At 74.4% G+C, this 15,634-nt stretch carries 13 protein-coding genes and 1 pseudogene; 9 read left to right on the top strand and 5 right to left on the bottom strand.

The features are described from left to right. Positions 1-6: 6 nt before the first annotated feature. Together ABZ881_RS24575 and ABZ881_RS24580 are read right to left on the bottom strand one after the other, a co-directional pair. Positions 7-825, bottom strand: a complete 819-nt coding sequence (locus ABZ881_RS24575) for an ABC transporter ATP-binding protein (RefSeq protein ID WP_358487931.1) — start codon at positions 823-825, stop codon at positions 7-9. Positions 826-1,440: 615 nt separating this feature from the next. After that, positions 1,441-1,581 (bottom strand): annotated as a pseudogene (locus ABZ881_RS24580) (helix-turn-helix transcriptional regulator); the annotation flags it as partial. Between the two features lie 97 nt (positions 1,582-1,678). On the opposite strand from ABZ881_RS24580, the gene ABZ881_RS24585 reads away from it, so the two are divergent. After that, on the top strand, positions 1,679-2,149 hold the full coding sequence (locus ABZ881_RS24585) for a hypothetical protein (RefSeq protein WP_358487932.1): 471 nt from the start codon (positions 1,679-1,681) through the stop codon (positions 2,147-2,149). A gap of 82 nt (positions 2,150-2,231) precedes the next feature. Here ABZ881_RS24585 and ABZ881_RS24590 read toward each other — a convergent pair whose 3' ends face one another. After that, positions 2,232-2,720 (bottom strand): cupin domain-containing protein, encoded by a 489-nt coding sequence (locus ABZ881_RS24590; protein ID WP_358487934.1) that lies wholly within the window; start codon positions 2,718-2,720, stop codon positions 2,232-2,234. A gap of 25 nt (positions 2,721-2,745) precedes the next feature. Further along, positions 2,746-3,306, bottom strand: coding sequence for a TetR family transcriptional regulator (locus tag ABZ881_RS24595; protein ID WP_358487935.1), 561 nt, complete (start codon positions 3,304-3,306; stop codon positions 2,746-2,748). Positions 3,307-3,645: 339 nt separating this feature from the next. Between ABZ881_RS24595 and urtA the strand changes: the two genes are divergently transcribed. The 8 genes from urtA (at position 3,646) to atzF (ending at position 14,656) form a co-directional block, all read left to right on the top strand. Next, positions 3,646-4,905 carry an urea ABC transporter substrate-binding protein gene (urtA, locus tag ABZ881_RS24600; protein ID WP_358487936.1) on the top strand — a complete coding sequence of 420 codons (1,260 nt, stop codon included), beginning with the start codon at positions 3,646-3,648 and terminating at the stop codon, positions 4,903-4,905. A gap of 86 nt (positions 4,906-4,991) precedes the next feature. After that, on the top strand, positions 4,992-5,876 hold the full coding sequence (urtB, locus tag ABZ881_RS24605) for an urea ABC transporter permease subunit UrtB (RefSeq protein ID WP_358487937.1): 885 nt from the start codon (positions 4,992-4,994) through the stop codon (positions 5,874-5,876). Beyond that, positions 5,873-6,979, top strand: a complete 1,107-nt coding sequence (gene urtC / locus ABZ881_RS24610; RefSeq protein ID WP_358487939.1) for an urea ABC transporter permease subunit UrtC — start codon at positions 5,873-5,875, stop codon at positions 6,977-6,979. The genes urtB and urtC overlap by 4 nt, the downstream gene beginning before the upstream one ends. Beyond that, a complete protein-coding gene (urtD, locus tag ABZ881_RS24615) occupies positions 6,976-7,755 on the top strand; it encodes an urea ABC transporter ATP-binding protein UrtD (RefSeq protein ID WP_358487940.1) in 780 nt (259 codons plus the stop codon). The genes urtC and urtD overlap by 4 nt, the downstream gene beginning before the upstream one ends. After that, on the top strand, positions 7,752-8,456 hold the full coding sequence (urtE, locus tag ABZ881_RS24620) for an urea ABC transporter ATP-binding subunit UrtE (protein ID WP_358487942.1): 705 nt from the start codon (positions 7,752-7,754) through the stop codon (positions 8,454-8,456). The genes urtD and urtE overlap by 4 nt, the downstream gene beginning before the upstream one ends. A gap of 76 nt (positions 8,457-8,532) precedes the next feature. Further along, the gene (locus ABZ881_RS24625) at positions 8,533-9,279 is read left to right on the top strand and encodes a GntR family transcriptional regulator (RefSeq protein ID WP_344018174.1); all 747 of its coding nucleotides are present in this window, start codon (positions 8,533-8,535) and stop codon (positions 9,277-9,279) included. A gap of 23 nt (positions 9,280-9,302) precedes the next feature. Beyond that, positions 9,303-12,920, top strand: a complete 3,618-nt coding sequence (gene uca, locus ABZ881_RS24630) for an urea carboxylase (protein ID WP_358487943.1) — start codon at positions 9,303-9,305, stop codon at positions 12,918-12,920. Continuing rightward, positions 12,917-14,656: an allophanate hydrolase gene (gene atzF / locus ABZ881_RS24635; protein ID WP_358487944.1), complete on the top strand. Its 1,740-nt coding sequence runs from the start codon at positions 12,917-12,919 to the stop codon at positions 14,654-14,656. Before uca ends, atzF begins: the two co-directional genes overlap by 4 nt. Here atzF and ABZ881_RS24640 read toward each other — a convergent pair. After that, entirely contained in the window at positions 14,629-15,621 is a 993-nt protein-coding gene (locus ABZ881_RS24640; protein ID WP_358487945.1) for a DUF808 domain-containing protein, read from the bottom strand. The two genes, atzF and ABZ881_RS24640, sit on opposite strands and share 28 nt — an antisense overlap. Positions 15,622-15,634: the final 13 nt, after the last annotated feature.

A 15,634-nucleotide genomic window follows, 5' to 3' on the forward strand; every position in this document is an offset into this window, starting at 1 on the left:
TCCGCTTCATCGGGGGGCGCGGGTGTGGTGGACGGGGACGCCGAGCCGGTCGAGCAGGTCGGCGCGCAGCGCGGTGAGGCCCGGATCGGCCCGGTCGCGGGGGCGCGGGCCGGGCGGGGCGAGCACGTGCACGATCCCGGCTCCGGAGTGGCCGTCGCCGTCGTCGTCGGGCCGGCCGAGCACGACGATCCGGTCGGCCAGCTGCAGCGCCTCGTCGACGTCGTGGGTGACCAGCAGGACGGTCGCGCCGGAGCGCTGCTGCAGGTCGTCGACCAGGTCCTGCATCCGGATCCGGGTCAGCGCGTCGAGTGCGGCGAACGGCTCGTCGAGCAGCAGCACGCCCGGTGCGCGGACGAGTGCGCGGGCGAGCGCGGTGCGCTGCGCCATGCCGCCGGAGACGGCGCGCGGCCGGTAGCGGGCGAACTCGGCGAGCCCGACGGCGTCCAGTGCCCGGTCGACGGCGGCGTCCCGGTCGGCCCGCGACGTCCCGTCCGGCACGCCGAAGGCGACGTTGTCGGCGAGGCTGCGCCAGGGCAGCAGCCGCGGCTCCTGGAACACCACGGCGGCCCGGCGTTCGACGCCGTCGACCTCGTCGCCGTCGACCAGCACGGCGCCGCCGGTCGGCCGGTCGAGCCCGGACACCAGGCGCAGCAGCGTCGACTTGCCGCAGCCGGACGCGCCCAGCAGGGCGACCACCTCACCGGCGGCGACGTCGAGATCGACGTGTTCGAGCACGACCCGGCGGTCGGCGCCGGTACCGAAGGTCCGGTCGACCGCGCGGAGCTGCACGGACGCAGGGGGTGCCCAGGAGGTGGCGGTCTGCACGGAAAGGGTCCTGTTCGGGATGGTGCGGGCGGTGTCGGCCGGGGCGGGGCAGGCGTCAGGGCCGACAGGTCGCGCTCGCCACGTACCCGAGATCGAGCCAGGCACGGCCGACCAACAGGTCACCGGCTCCCGATCCGAGGTGCAGCACGCAGGCATCGTACGGACGGGCGAGCCGATCGCGTAGCGGAAAGTGAGCTTCGTCCGGATGCCGGGCGATCGGTCCTCCGCGCTACCGCGAACGGGCTAAGGTGTCCAGCTCCTTGCGATGCGGGCCGTGACGGGGCTCAGGTCCGTCGTAACCACCTCGGTAGCTTTGCTCCGGTTGGCCGGGCAGTGCAGACCGGGAGACTCTCGACGTGCCGCTCGCACCGGGCACATCGCTCCCGTGGTGCGCAGACGAGCGGTGCGGGGACGATCGGCCTGCCACACAGGGCCCCGACAACGTTCTCGACGACGGTGAGGGAGACCTCCGGGACGAGGTGGTCGACTGTCTCGTTCACACAGGTCGTCCAGTTCGCACGCACGAACGGCATCACCGCGACCCGGTGATCTCGGCCGTTGCCATGAGGCGCTCCCGGGGTGGACCAGCAGCTCGAGGGAGTTCAGCGGGCGGATACCGGTCTCGATCTTCTTGAGCCAGTCGCTGCTCCGGCCGACGAGGCCCGCCAGTACGGGACGTGACATCCCCCGAGCCTCACGCGCAGCCCGAATGCGCTCGCCGGTGCTCGGCGCGTTCACCTGCTCCTCAGGTCGCATGGCCGGTCACGGTAGCGTCGACGACCGGCATCCGAAGGCGCCATGACGGGCCGGATGGTCCGGTGGTCCGGATGGAGCCTGTGGAAGGAAACGAGCCATGACGGTCGTCGGCGTCACCGGGCACAGCAACCTCACCCCCGACGCGCTGGAGCCGGTCCGGCGCGCGCTGCGCGACCACCTCCGTCCACTGCGGACCGGGCTGGTCGGGGTCAGCTGCATCGCCCGCGGCGCCGACCAGGTCTTCGCCGACGTGGTCCTGGAGCTCGGCGGCGCGCTCGAGGTGGTGCTGCCGGCCGCCGACTACCTGGCGCGGATCCCGGACCCGGTCGACCGGGAACGCTGCGACGCCTACCTGGCGAGCGCACGGTCGGTGCTGACGACCGGTCGTCCGGCCTCCGGCGCGGCCGCCTACCTGGCGGGCAGCCTGCTCGTGCTGGACCGGTGCGAGGAGCTGGTCGCGGTCTGGGACGGGCGGCTGTCGGGTGGCACCGCCGAGGCCGTCGGGCGGGCCCGTGAGCTCGGGGTGCCGACGACGGTGCTGTGGCCGGCCGGCGCCCGGCGCGGCTGAGGCGAGCGGCGCGGCGCCCGCGGTGTGGTCCGTCCCGCGGCGCCGCCGGGAGCACGGTCGGCGGCGCTGTGCCGGCAGCCGGTCAGCGGCGCGGCGCCGGGAGCGCGGCGAGCAGCCGCCACAGTGGACGCTGCAGCGCCTCCGGCACGCCGTGCAGCACGAAGCTCAGGTCGTGCTCGACGTTGATCCGGGCCAGCCGGCGCAGCGGCGGCAGCCGGCCTGCGTCGGCGAGGGCCCGGAACTGCTGCTCCAGCGGACCGGCCGGGGTCTCCACGGTGCGGATCCGGACCGGTTCGGAGGTCGGGTTCGCGAACGCGTGCACCACGCCGGGTGGCACGGTCACCGACTCGCCGGGGCCGATGACGCGGCTGTCCCGGCCGATCCGGACCCGCAGCTCGCCGTCGACCGCGGTGAACGTCTCGGTCTCGAACCGGTGCCGGTGTGCGGGCGGCCCGGCCAGCCCGGGCGGGAGGACGGCCTCGACCTCGAAGGCGGCGCCGCCGGTGCCCGATCCGGTGCGCAGGAAGGTCAGCGTCTCGCCGGTCGGCATGGTCAGGCGGTCGAGGCTCATCGCGTCGTCTCCGGGGTGGGAGGGGTCAGGGTGGCAGCGCCAGCGCGGTGAGATCGGCCATCGCCGCGTCCGCCTCGATGAACTCGCCGGTGACCAGCGCGTCGTGCAGCAGGCCGCGGGCGGCACCGATCACGAGCCGGGCCCGGGTGCGGGCCGCCGCCGGTGCCAGGCCGCCCCGTTCGAGCAGCGCGCCGAGCGGCGCGATCCAGGGTGCGACGAGGGTCTCCCGGAGCCGGGCGGCATGCGCCCGGCCCTGCATGGCCTGCGCGGACAGCTCGAAGAACAGCGGGCCGTAGCGCCGGGCCCCGGCCGAGACGGTCACCCAGAACCGGTCGACTACCTCCCGCGGGCCGGCCCCCGGATCGGCGGTGAGCGCGGCCAGGGCCGCCTGCTGGCCCGCCTCCACGGTCGCGACGACCTCGGTGAGCAGCCCCTCCCGGGAGCCGAAGTGGTAGATCAGCATCCGGTGGCTGGTGCCGGTCGCGGTGGCGAGCGCGCGCAGGCTGCGGTCCGCGATCCCCTGCCCGGCGAGCTGCTCGACGACCGTCTGCAGCAGCCGGTCCCTGGCCGGTCCGGCACCTGTCACGTACCGGATGGTACGTCTCGCTCGACCGGGCTCCCATGGCGTCCTCCGCGGGGCGTACCGATTGGTACAGACTGTGTACCAGATGGTACATGCGGCGGCCGGGGAGTGCCCGTGTCACTCGATCGTGTTTCGGGCGGATGACGCCGGAGCGGGTGTCGCGGGGGTCTCCGGAAACGGCCCGGCAACGGCGATCGTGCTGTCGCCGCAATACGGCGTTCCTACGGTACTCACCGCCGGATCCACGGATGTATCCAGCAGTTCAGGCCGGGTACCGGGCAACGGACCCGGCCCGGCCGAGCCCCGGGGACGTCCTCCGGTGCGCTTCACGGAGGCGTTGTGATGAGAAGTGCGAAGCGGCTGCGCCGCGCCCTGGCGGGGGTCGCCCTGCTGTCGATGGGGTTGGGGATCGCCGCCTGCGGTGCCCGGGTCGACGACGAGGCGGACGCCGGTGCCGCCGCGGCGTCCTGCGTCGACACCAGCGGGGACAGCGTCAAGATCGGCTTCCTGAACTCGCGCTCGGGCACGATGGCGATCAGCGAGAACACCGTCTACAACAGCCTCGCGATGGCCGCCGAGGAGATCAACGAGACCGGCGGCGTGCTGGGCAAGCAGCTGGAGGTCGTCGCCGAGGACGGCGCCTCCGAGCCCACGATCTTCGCCGAGAAGGCCGAGAAGCTGATCCGGGCCGACTGCGTGGCCGCGGTGTTCGGCGGCTGGACCTCGTCCTCCCGCAAGGCGATGCTGCCGGTCTTCGAGTCGAACGACGCGCTGCTGTTCTACCCGGTGCAGTACGAGGGCCTGGAGTCCTCGGAGAACATCTTCTACTCGGGCGCGACCACCAACCAGCAGATCGTCCCGGCCCTGGACTACCTCAAGGAGCAGGGCGCGACCAGCCTGTTCCTGGTCGGCAGCGACTACGTCTTCCCGCAGACCGCCAACAAGATCATCAAGGCGTACGCCGAGGCGAACGGCATCGAGATCCTGGGCGAGGAGTACGCCCCGCTCGGGCACACCGACTTCTCCACGATCGTCTCCAAGGTCCGCGACGCGGGCGCCGACGCCGTGTTCAACACCCTCAACGGCGACTCCAACGTGGCGTTCTTCAAGGAGTACAAGAGCCTCGGCCTGACCCCGGACACGATGCCGGTGCTGAGCGTGTCGATCGCCGAGGAGGAGGTCGGCGGCATCGGCGTCGACAACATCGTCGGCCAGCCGGTGGCCTGGAACTACTACCAGACCATCGACAGCCCGGAGAACGCCGAGTTCGTCGCCGCCTTCAAGGCGCGCTACGGCGACGACAAGGTCACCTCCGACCCGATGGAGGCCGCCTACACCTCGCTGTACCTCTGGAAGGCGATGGTCGAGAAGGCCGACTCGTTCGCCGTGCCGGACGTGCAGGCGGCCGCCGACGGCGTCACCTTCGACGCCCCCGAGGGCACCGTCACCGTCAACGGCGACAACCACCACATCGCCAAGACCGCGCTGATCGGCAAGATCGGGCCGGACGGCCTGATCTACACCGAGTGGTCCTCCGGTGAGCCGATCGAGCCGGACCCGTACCTGGAGTCCTACCCCTGGGCGAGCGGGCTCGCCGGCTGATCCGCACCGCCCGACCATCCCGGGCGGGTGGCCCGGCGCGCCGCGACGGCGCGCCGGGCCATCGCCGCCGGTCCTCCGGAGGACGCATGGAAACCCTCGTCACGCAGGTCTTCAACGGCCTGTCCGTCGGCTCGATCCTGCTGCTCGCGGCACTGGGTCTGGCCCTGACGTTCGGTCAGATGGGCGTCATCAACATGGCGCACGGTGAGTTCATCATGGCCGGTGCCTACACCGCGTTCGTCGTCCAGCAGGCGCTCGGCGCGGCCGGGCTCTCGCTGCTGGCGTCGCTGCCGCTGGCGTTCGTCATCGGCGGCCTGCTCGGCGTGGTGCTGGAACTGATCCTGCTGCGCCGCATGTACCACCGGCCGCTGGACACCCTGCTGGTGACCTGGGGCGTGGCGCTGGTCCTGCAGCAGCTCGCCCGGGACATCTTCGGCACCGCCGGGGTGGACGTCGCGGCGCCCGCCTGGCTGGCCGGGCCGGTGCAGATCCTCGGCTTCTCCTTCCCGCGGTCCCGGCTGTTCATCCTGGTGCTCGCGGTCCTGTCGGTCACCGCGGTGGTGCTGCTGCTGCGCTACACCTCGCTCGGCCGCCGGATCCGGGCGACCGTGCAGAACCGGCAGCTCGCCGAGTCCTCCGGCATCTCCACCCGCCGCACCGACATGCTGACCTTCTTCATCGGCTCCGGCCTGGCCGGGGTCGCCGGTGTCGCGCTCACCCTGATGGGGTCGATCTCGCCGAACCTGGGCAGCAGCTACATCGTCGACGCCTTCCTGGTCGTCATCGTCGGCGGGCTCGGCCAGCTCAAGGGCGCCATCATCGCCGCCTTCTCGCTCGGCGTCGCCCAGTCCTGGATCGAGTACACGACCTCGGCGTCGATCGCGAAGGTGCTGGTGCTCGCGCTCGTCGTCGCCTTCCTGCAGTTCCGCCCACAGGGGATCTTCGCGCTGCGGACGAGGAGTCTGGTGTGACCACACTGCTGCGGAGCCGCTACGCGGTCGGGCTCGGGTTCCTGGCCGCGGCGGTCGTCCTGTTCGCCGTCGCCCCGCTGGTGCTGTCCGACTTCCGGCTGAACCTGCTCGGCAAGTACCTCTGCTACGCCATGGTCGCCGTCGGCATCGGCCTGGCCTGGGGCCGCGGCGGCATGCTCACCCTGGGCCAGGGGGTGTTCTTCGGCATCGGCGCCTACCTGATGGCGATGCACCTCAAGCTCGCCGACGCGGGGCCCGGCGAGGCCCCCGACTTCATGACGCTGATCTCCTCGAACGGCGTCCCGTGGTGGTGGGAGCCGTTCCGCTCCGGCGCCGTCACCGTCGTCGCGATCCTGGTGCTGCCCGCGCTGCTGGCGACCGTGCTCGGCCTGGCGACGTTCCGGCGCCGGGTGCGCGGCGCCTACTTCGCGATCCTGTCCCAGGCGCTGGCCGCCGCGTTCGCGATCCTGCTCGTCGGCAACCCGGCCACCACCGGCGGCTCGACCGGGCTGAACAACTTCCGCGGCTTCTTCGGGTTCTCGCTGCGGGACCCGGCGAACCGACTGATGCTCTACTTCGTCGCGGCCGGCGTGCTGCTCGCGATGCTGCTGGTCGCCCGCCAGCTGATGGTCAGCCGGTACGGCGAGCTGCTGGTCGCCTGCCGCGACTCCGAGGAGCGGGTCCGCTTCCTCGGCTACGACCCGGCGACGGTGAAGACCGTTGCGTTCGCCGTCGCCGCCCTGATGGCCGGCATCGGCGGGGCGCTGTTCGTCCCGATCGTCGGGATCATCTCGCCGAACGACGTCGGCGTCGTCCCGTCGATCGGGCTGCTCATCGGCGTCGCGATCGGCGGCCGCACCACCCTCGCCGGGCCCGCGCTCGGCGCGATCGCGGTGGCCTGGGCGGCGTCCTCGCTGTCCGAGCAGTTCCCGTCCGGCTGGACCTACGTCCAGGGCCTGATGTTCATGCTCGTCGTCGCGTTCCTGCCGGGCGGCATCGCCTCGCTGGTGACGCTGCGCCGGCGCCGCCGCGCCGGACCGCCCGCGGACGACGGACCGGCGGACCGATCCGTACCCGAACCGGCCGGAGGGGCCCAGCGATGACCGACGACCTCGAACTGACCGACCTCACCGTGACCTTCGACGGCTTCGTCGCGGTCGACCACGTCGCCCTGACCGTCGGGGCGGGCGACCTGCGGTTCCTGATCGGGCCGAACGGCGCCGGCAAGACCACCCTGATCGACGCCGTCTCCGGCCTGGTGCCCGCCACCGGCACCGCCCGGTTCGCCGGGGCCGACCTGCTCGGGCGCAAGGTGCACGCGGTCGCCCGGCTCGGGATCGGCCGCACCTTCCAGACGGCGACCGTGTTCGAGCAGCTCACCGTGCTGCAGAACCTGGACATCGCGGCCGGCGCCGGCCGCTCCCCGTGGACGCTGCTGCGCCGCAGGCGCGCCATCCCGGCGGTGGTGACCGAGGCGCTGGAGACGGTCGGGCTGACCGCGCTGGCCGACGCCCCCGCGGGGACCCTGGCGCACGGCCAGAAGCAGTGGCTGGAGATCGGGATGCTGCTCGTGCAGGACGCCCGGCTGCTGATGCTCGACGAACCGGTCGCCGGCATGAGCGCGGAGGAGAAGGACGAGACCGGCCGGCTGCTGCAGCGGATCAGCGGCGACCACACGGTCGTCGTCGTCGAGCACGACATGGACTTCATGCGGTCCTTCGCCCGGTCGGTGACCGTGCTGCACGCCGGCCGGGTGCTCTCCGAGGGCACGGTCGCGCAGGTGCAGGCCGACCCGAAGGTGCAGGAGGTCTACCTCGGGCCGGGGCACCACACCGCCGAGGAGGCCGCGATCGTGCTGGGTGCGGAGGTGGCCGGATGAGCGGGCCGATGCTGCTGGTGGACGGCGTCGACGTCGCCTACGGCCGGACGACGGTCGTGCACGGGGTGACCGTCGAGGTGCCCGCCGACGGGGTCACCTCGGTGCTCGGGCACAACGGCGCGGGCAAGACCACCCTGCTGCGGGCGGCGGCCGGCCTGCTGCCGGTCACCGCCGGGCGGGTGCTGCTCGACGGCGAGGATGTGACCGGGCTGCCGCCGAACCGGCGGGTGGCCCGCGGGCTCGCCTACGTGCCGCAGGGCCAGCAGTCGTTCGGGCAGCTGACCACCTGGGAGAACCTGCAGGTCGTCGCGGACGGCCGGCGCCGCGGCCGGGCGCTGATCGACGAGTCGCTGGACCTGTTCCCGGCGCTGCGCGAGCTGCTCGGCCGGGCCGCGGGCCTGCTGTCCGGCGGGCAGCGCCAGCAGCTCGCGATCGCCCGCGCGCTGATCACCGAGCCGCGGCTGCTGATCCTCGACGAGCCCACCGAGGGCATCCAGCCCTCGGTGGTCACCGAGATCGAGCGCACCATCGTCGATCTCACCCGGCGCGGCGGGCTGTCGGTGCTGCTGGTCGAACAGCACGTCGGCTTCGCGCTGGACGTCGCGGGCGGCTACTACGTGCTGGCCTCGGGCCGGGTGCGGGCGTCCGGCGCGGGCGGCGGCGCAGCGGCCGTCGATGTGCGGTCGGCGATGGCGATCTGACGGTGGAGGGCCGCGGGGCGGGAACCAGCAGGCCGGCATCCAGCACTGTGGCGGCCCGACCCGGAACCATGGACCCGTGGACGAGCAGAGCACGGTCATGTCGTCGGCCGCGGTGATCCCGGGCGGTGAGCAGCCGCCGCCGTTGCGCGAGCAGGTCTACGTCGCCATCCGCGACGCCGTCCTGAACGGCGATTTCCCGGCCGGCGAGCGGCTCACCGAGCCGAAGCTGGCGAAGCGGTACGGGATGTCCCGGACCCCGGTCCGGGACGCGGTGACCAGGCTGCTCGCCGACGGCCTGCTGAACCGGGAGGAGTACGGCTACTCGGTGGTCGTGCCCAGCGTGTCCCGGGTCCGCGACCTCTACGAGGTGCGGATCGCGGTCGAGCTGCGCGGCATCGCCCGGTGCATCGAGAACCCGGGCGTCCGCCACGACACCGGGGCGCTGGAGACCGAGCTGGCGTACTGGCACGACCTGCGGGCCGCCCCGCCCCAGCCGGCGCCGGAGTTCGTGCTCGCCGACGAGCGGTACCACGCGGCGCTGCTGTCGGCGTCCGGCAACGCGGAGCTGGTCGCCGTGCTGACCGACGTGAACAGCCGGATCCGCCGGGTCCGGATGTACGACTTCATCATCCCCGGCCGCATCGAGACCTCCATCGACGAGCACATCGAGATCGTCGAGCGGGTGCTGGACGGCAGGCTGGAGACCGCGCACCGGCTGCTGCACGAGCACATCGGCGCCTCGCTGGAGATCGTCGTCGAGCGGGCCACCCGGGCGCTGGTCGCGATGAACGCCCGGGAGTCGGGCCTGCCGCCACGGCCCTGACCTCGATCCTGACCTGGAGTCCCGTGTTCGACACCCTGCTGGTCGCCAACCGCGGCGAGATCGCCCGCCGGATCATCCGCTCCGCCCGCGCGCTCGGCCTGCGCACGGTCGCCGTGTACTCCGACGCCGACTCCGACGCGCTGCACGTGCTGGAGGCCGATCACGCGGTGCGGCTCGGCCCGGCGCCGCCCGCGGAGTCCTACCTGCGGGCCGACGCCGTGCTCGGCGCGGCCACCGCCACCGGCGCCGGCGCCGTGCATCCCGGGTACGGGTTCCTCGCCGAGAACGCCGGGTTCGCCGAGTCCTGCGAGCGGGCCGGGCTGCGGTTCGTCGGCCCCACCCCCGGGCAGCTGCGGGCCTTCGGGGACAAGCACGCGGCCCGCACCGCGGCCCGCGCCGCCGGGGTGCCGGTCCAGCCCGGGTCCGGGCTGCTCGGCTCCGCGGCCGAGGCGGTCGCGGCGGCCGCCGGGATCGGGTACCCGGTGGTGCTGAAGGCGGTCGGCGGCGGCGGCGGGATCGGCATGCGGGTCTGCCACCGGCCGGACGAGGTGCCCGCCGCGTTCGCCTCGGTGACCCGCACCGCGGCCGCCCAGTTCGGCTCGTCCGGGGTGTTCTGCGAGCGCTACGTGACCCGGGCCCGGCACGTCGAGGTCCAGCTGTTCGGCGACGGCGCGGGCCGGGTGGTCAGCCTGGGCACCCGGGACTGCACGCTGCAGCGCCGGCACCAGAAGGTGGTCGAGGAGGCACCGGCACCCGATCTGCCGCCCGCGGTGGCCGCGACGGTCACGGCGACGGCCAGGGCGCTGGCCCGGTCGGTCGCCTACCGCTCGGCCGGGACCGTCGAGTTCGTCTACGACGCCGACCGGTGCACCGCCTCGTTCCTGGAGGTGAACACCCGGCTCCAGGTGGAGCACCCGGTCACCGAGCTGGTCACCGGGATCGACCTGGTCGGCTGGATGCTGCGGCTGGCCCGCGGCGAGCACGACCTGCTCGACGGCGTCCCGGACACCGGGCCGCCGGTGACCGGGGTGGCCGTGGAGGCGCGGATCTGCGCGGAGGACCCGGCGCGGGATCACCGGCCGTCTTCCGGGCTGCTCACCCGGGTCGCGTTCGGGCCGGGCGTGCGGGTGGACGGCTGGGTGGAGACCGGCACCGTGGTCGGCCACCACTACGACCCGATGCTGGCCAAGGTCGTCGCGCACCGGCCGACCCGGGCGGCAGCGCTCGACGCGCTCGGTGCCGCCCTGGACGCGACCGCGGTCGACGGCGTGTGCACCAACCTCGACCAGCTGCGGGCCGCCGTGCGGGAACCGGCGGTGCGCCGGGCCCGGCACACCACCGCGACGCTGGGCGCGGGTCCCGGTGGATCGGCCGCCCGGATCGACGTGCTCCGCGGCGGCACCATGACCACCGTGCAGGACCTGCCCGGCCGCACCGGGCTGTGGGAGGTCGGGATCCCGCCGTCCGGGCCGATGGACGACCTGTCGTTCCGGCTGGCCAACCGGTGCCTCGGCAATCCCGACGGCACGCCGGCGCTGGAGGCGACGCTGACCGGGCCGGCGCTGCGGTTCACCCGGCCCGGCCGGGTGTGCGTCACCGGCGCCGGCGCCCCGGTCACCGTCGACGGCGATCCGGTCCCGATGTGGACCGGGGTGGACGTGCCCGCCGGGGGCCTGCTCGACGTCGGCGCCCCGACCGGCGCCGGCCTGCGCACCTACGTCGCGCTCGCCGGCGGGCTGGACGTGCCGTCGTTCCAGGGCAGCGCGTCCACCTTCACCCTCGGCGGGTTCGGCGGGTACACCGGCCGCGCGCTCGCCACCGGCGACGTGCTGGCACCCGGCAGCTGCCCGGCGGGCGAGCCCGCTCCGGCCGGGACCCGGCCGGAGATCGGCCACGAGTGGGAGCTCGCGGTCACCGAGGGCCCGCAGCCGGCGCCGGACTACTTCACCCCGGAGGACATGCGGCAGTTCTACGACACCGCGTGGACCGTGCAGAGCCACGCCAACCGGAGTGGCATCCGGCTGTCCGGGCCGCGCCCGCGCTGGGCCCGGCCCGACGGCGGCGACGCCGGGCTGCACCCGTCGAACCTGCACGACAACGCCTACAGCGTCGGCGCGCTCAACGTCTCCGGGGACACCCCGATCCTGCTCGGCCCGGACGGCCCCAGCCTGGGCGGGTTCGCGTGCCCGCTCACCGTGGTCAGCGGGCACCGCTGGAAGCTCGGCCAGATCCGGCCCGGCGACACCGTCCGGTTCGTGCCGGTCGGCACGGCCGCGGCCGGCCGGATCCGCGCCGACGACGGCGTCCGGTCCCAGGCCCGGCTGCCGGCCGGGCTGCGCACCGGCCCGGACGGCGACGACGGCGTGCTCGCCCGCCGGCCGGCCGGCCCGGACGCCCCGGCGGTGGCCTACCGGCGCGGCGGCGACGACAACCTGCTCGTCGAGTACGGCGAGCAGGTGCTCGATCTCGGGCTGCGGCTGCGGGTGCACGCGCTGGCCGCCGCGCTGCGCGAGCACGCCCCGGCCGGGCTGGTCGATCTCACCCCCGGCGTCCGGTCGCTGCACGTGCACGTCGATCCGGACGTGCTGTCGGTGCGCCGGCTCGCCGGGCTGCTCGCCGCGATCGAGGACGGGCTGCCCGCCACCGACGAGCTCGCCGTGCCGAGCCGCACCATCCGGCTGCCGCTGTCGTTCGACGACCCGGTCGTCCGGACCGCGATCGAGCGGTACTCGGCCGGCGTCCGGCCGGACGCGCCGTGGCTACCGTCGAACATCGATTTCGTCCGCCGGATCAACGGCCTGGACCGGTCGGACGACGTCGAGCGGATCATGTTCGACGCCGAGTACCTGGTGCTCGGCCTGGGCGACGTCTACCTCGGCGCGCCGCTGGCCGTCCCGGTCGACCCGCGGCACCGGCTGGTCACCACCAAGTACAACCCGGCCCGGACCTGGACCGCCGCCGACACCGTCGGGCTCGGCGGCTCCTACCTGTGCGTCTACGGCATGGAGTCGCCGGGCGGCTACCAGCTCGTCGGCCGGACCGTGCCGATCTGGTCCGGCTACCGGCAGCGGCCGCCGTTCGAGGACGGCGTGCCGTGGCTGCTCCGGTTCTTCGACCGGATCCGCTGGTACCCGGTCACCCCGGACGAGCTCGCCGAGCAGCGGACCGCGTTCGCGGCCGGCCGGTTCCAGCCGGAGATCGGGCACGGCGAGTTCACCCTCGCCGCGCACCGCGCGTTCCTGGCCCGCAACGCCGGCTCCATCGCGGCGTTCGAGCGGCGCCGGGGCGCGGCCTTCGCCGCCGAGCGGGACGCCTGGCGGGCCTCCGGCGAGCTCGGCCGGGTCGCCACCGGCGCCCCCGCAGCCGCACCGCCGGCCGCGCCGCGGACCACCGCCGGGATCGACGTCCCGCCCGGCGCGCGAGTGGTCGAGGCGCCGATGGCGGCCGGGGTGTGGCGGATGCACGTCACCGCGGGCGACCGGGTCACCGAGGGCGAGCCGCTGCTCACCCTGGAGGCGATGAAGCTGGAGATGGACGTCCCGGCCCCGGTCAGCGGCACCGTCCTGTCGGTGCACGTCGCGCCGGGCGACCAAGTGGACAGCGGCCACTCGCTGGCCGTGATCGGGGAAAGGGCAGCATGACCGACAGCCACGTCGCCGCCGGGATCGAGCGGGGGCTCCCGCCGGTCGAGCGGGTCCGCGAGGCCTACCGGCGGATCGCCGCGGCGGACCGGCCGGAGGTGTGGATCACGCTGCGGCCGGAGCGCGACGTGCTCGCCGACGCCGCGGCCGTGCAGCGCAGGCTGGCCGCCGGCGAGCAGCTGCCGCTGGCCGGGCTGCTGACCGCGGTGAAGGACAACATCGACGTCGCCGGGGTGCGCACCACGGCGGCCTGCCCGGAGTACGCCTACCTCCCGCACACCGACGCGACGGCGGTCGCCCGGCTGCGCGCGGCCGGTGCGGTGATCGTCGGCAAGACGAACCTGGACCAGTTCGCGACCGGCCTGGTCGGCACCCGCAGCCCGTACGGCGCGGTCCGCTGCTCCTGGGACCCGGACCGGATCTCCGGCGGCTCGTCGTCCGGGTCGGCGGTCGCGGTCGGGCTCGGGCTGGCCGATCTGGCGCTCGGTACCGACACCGCCGGGTCCGGCCGGGTCCCGGCCGCCTTCCAGGGCATCGTCGGGGTGAAGGCGACGCCCGGCGTGGTGCCCTCCACCGGGGTGGTGCCCGCCTGCGCCGACTACGACTGCGTCTCCGTGCTCGCCGCCGACCTGCGCACCGCCCGGCGGGCGATGGCGGTGCTCAGCGGGTTCGACCCGGCGGACCCGCGCAGCCGGGTCTGGCCCGCCGACCTGCCGCTCGCCGCGCCGGACCGGCCCCGCGTCGTCGTCCCGCGGGCGGCCGACCTGGCCGCGCTCACCGCCGGCTACCGGCGGGCGTTCGCCAGGGCCGTCGCCGGGCTGCGCGCCCGCGGCGCGGACACCGTCGAGGCCGACGTGTCGGTGCTGCTCGACGCCGCGACCCTGCTCTACGACGGCGCGCTGGTCGCCGAGCGATACACCGCGGTGGGCGGCTTCCTCGACGGCCGCCCGGCCGGGGCCGATCCGGTGGTCGCCGGGATCGTGCGGGCCGCCGCCGAGCCGCGGGCGCACGACTTCGCGGCCGACCTGGACCGGGTCGCCCGCGCCCGCAGGTACGCCCGTCACCTGCTCGACGGCAGCGCGGCGCTGCTGCTGCCCACCACCACCGAGCACCCCACCCTGGCCGAGGTCGGCGCCGACCCGGTCGGGGTCAACCGGCGGCTCGGGACCTACACCAACTTCGCCAACCTGCTCGACATGCCGGCCGTCGCGGTGCCCGCCGGCTGCGCCGACGGCGGGCCGTTCGGGGTGACGGTGTTGTCCCAGAGCATGCACGACCACGTCGCGCTGGACGTCGCGGCGCTGATCACCGGCGGCGCGCCGGGGCCGCTGCTGACCGCGGACGTCTGCACCGTGCTGGTGGTCGGCGCGCACCTGCGCGGCGAGCCGCTCAACCCGCAGCTGCGGGTGCTCGGCGCCCGGTTCCGCGGCGAGGTCACCACCTCCGACGCCTACCGGCTGGTCGCGCTCGCCTCGGTGCCCGCGAAACCCGGCCTGGTCCGCTGCGGGCCGGGGCGGGGCGCGCCGATCGCGGGCGAGCTGTGGGACCTCCCGGCCGCCGGGCTCGGCCGGTTCCTGGCCGGGCTGCCGTCACCGATGTCGCTGGGGAAGGTCGAGCTGTCCGACGGCCGCTGGGTGGTCGGGTTCGGCTGCGCCGCCGACGCCGGGGCGGACGGCGCCGACATCACCGAGCACGGCGGCTGGCGGCGCTACCTGCTGGCGTCCGCCGGGTCCTGACCGTCCTGGCTGTCGTCGCCGGGGGCGGCCGCCCTCCGCCGCGGCACCAGGTGCGCCACGGCCACCACGAGCGCGCCCACCACGGCACCGACGATCGCCGAGCCGACCGTGTTGGTGAGCCAGCCGAGGAACCCGCCGAGCGCCCCGGTCGCGTCGTGCACCAGCAGCTCGACGTGGTGCACCAGCGCGTAGGGCGCGTGCAGGCCCAGCTCGTCCGCGCCGACCAGCAGGATGTGCCCGCCGACCCACAGCATCGCCGCGATGCCGACCACCGACAGCACCGACAGCACGATCGGCATCGCCCGGACCAGCCCGCGGCCCAGCGCGCTGACCGCTCCGGTGTCCCGCGCGGCCAGCGCGAGGCCGGCGTCGTCCATCTTCACGATCAGCGCGACGACGCCGTAGACCAGCACGGTGATCGCGACCGCGACCACCGCGAGGATCACGGCGCGGGACACGAACCCCTCGGCGGCGACCTCGTTCAGCGCGATCACCATGATCTCGGCGGAGAGGATGAAGTCGGTGCGCACCGCGCCGGAGACGACGCTCCGCTCGTGGCCCTCCGGATCGGCCGCGGCGGCCTCGTCCTTGGCCTCCGGATCGGGTTCGTGGCCGGCCAGCTTCTCCCAGATCTTCTCCGCGCCCTCGTAGCAGAGGTAGAGCCCGCCGAGCATCAGGATCGGGGTGAGCAGCCACGGCGCGAACTGGCTCAGCAGCAGCGCCACCGGCAGGATGATCAGGAGCTTGTTCCGCAGCGATCCCTTGGCGATCCGCCAGATGATCGACAGCTCCCGCTCCGGGCGCAGACCCTGCACGTAGCGGGGCGTCACGGCGGCGTCGTCGACGACCACCCCGGCGGCCTTCGCACCGGCCCGCCCGGCGGCGCCCGCGACGTCGTCCAGCGACGACGCGGTCAGCCGGACGAGGGCGGCCACGTCGTCCAGCAGTGCGAAGAGCCCGCTCACCGGGCGTCCGAGG

Origin of the sequence: Pseudonocardia sp. NPDC046786 (assembly GCF_040645415.1) — a bacterium.
Taxonomy (GTDB): domain Bacteria; phylum Actinomycetota; class Actinomycetes; order Mycobacteriales; family Pseudonocardiaceae; genus Pseudonocardia; species Pseudonocardia kongjuensis.

Coding starts and splice junctions, on each gene's coding strand:
- ABZ881_RS24585 (WP_358487932.1), top strand. CDS start 1,679: ATGACGGTCGTCGGCGTCACCGGGCACAGCAACCTCACCCCCGACGCG.
- ABZ881_RS24590 (WP_358487934.1), bottom strand. CDS start 2,720: ATGAGCCTCGACCGCCTGACCATGCCGACCGGCGAGACGCTGACCTTC.
- urtA (WP_358487936.1), top strand. CDS start 3,646: ATGAGAAGTGCGAAGCGGCTGCGCCGCGCCCTGGCGGGGGTCGCCCTG.
- urtB (WP_358487937.1), top strand. CDS start 4,992: ATGGAAACCCTCGTCACGCAGGTCTTCAACGGCCTGTCCGTCGGCTCG.
- urtD (WP_358487940.1), top strand. CDS start 6,976: ATGACCGACGACCTCGAACTGACCGACCTCACCGTGACCTTCGACGGC.
- urtE (WP_358487942.1), top strand. CDS start 7,752: ATGAGCGGGCCGATGCTGCTGGTGGACGGCGTCGACGTCGCCTACGGC.
- atzF (WP_358487944.1), top strand. CDS start 12,917: ATGACCGACAGCCACGTCGCCGCCGGGATCGAGCGGGGGCTCCCGCCG.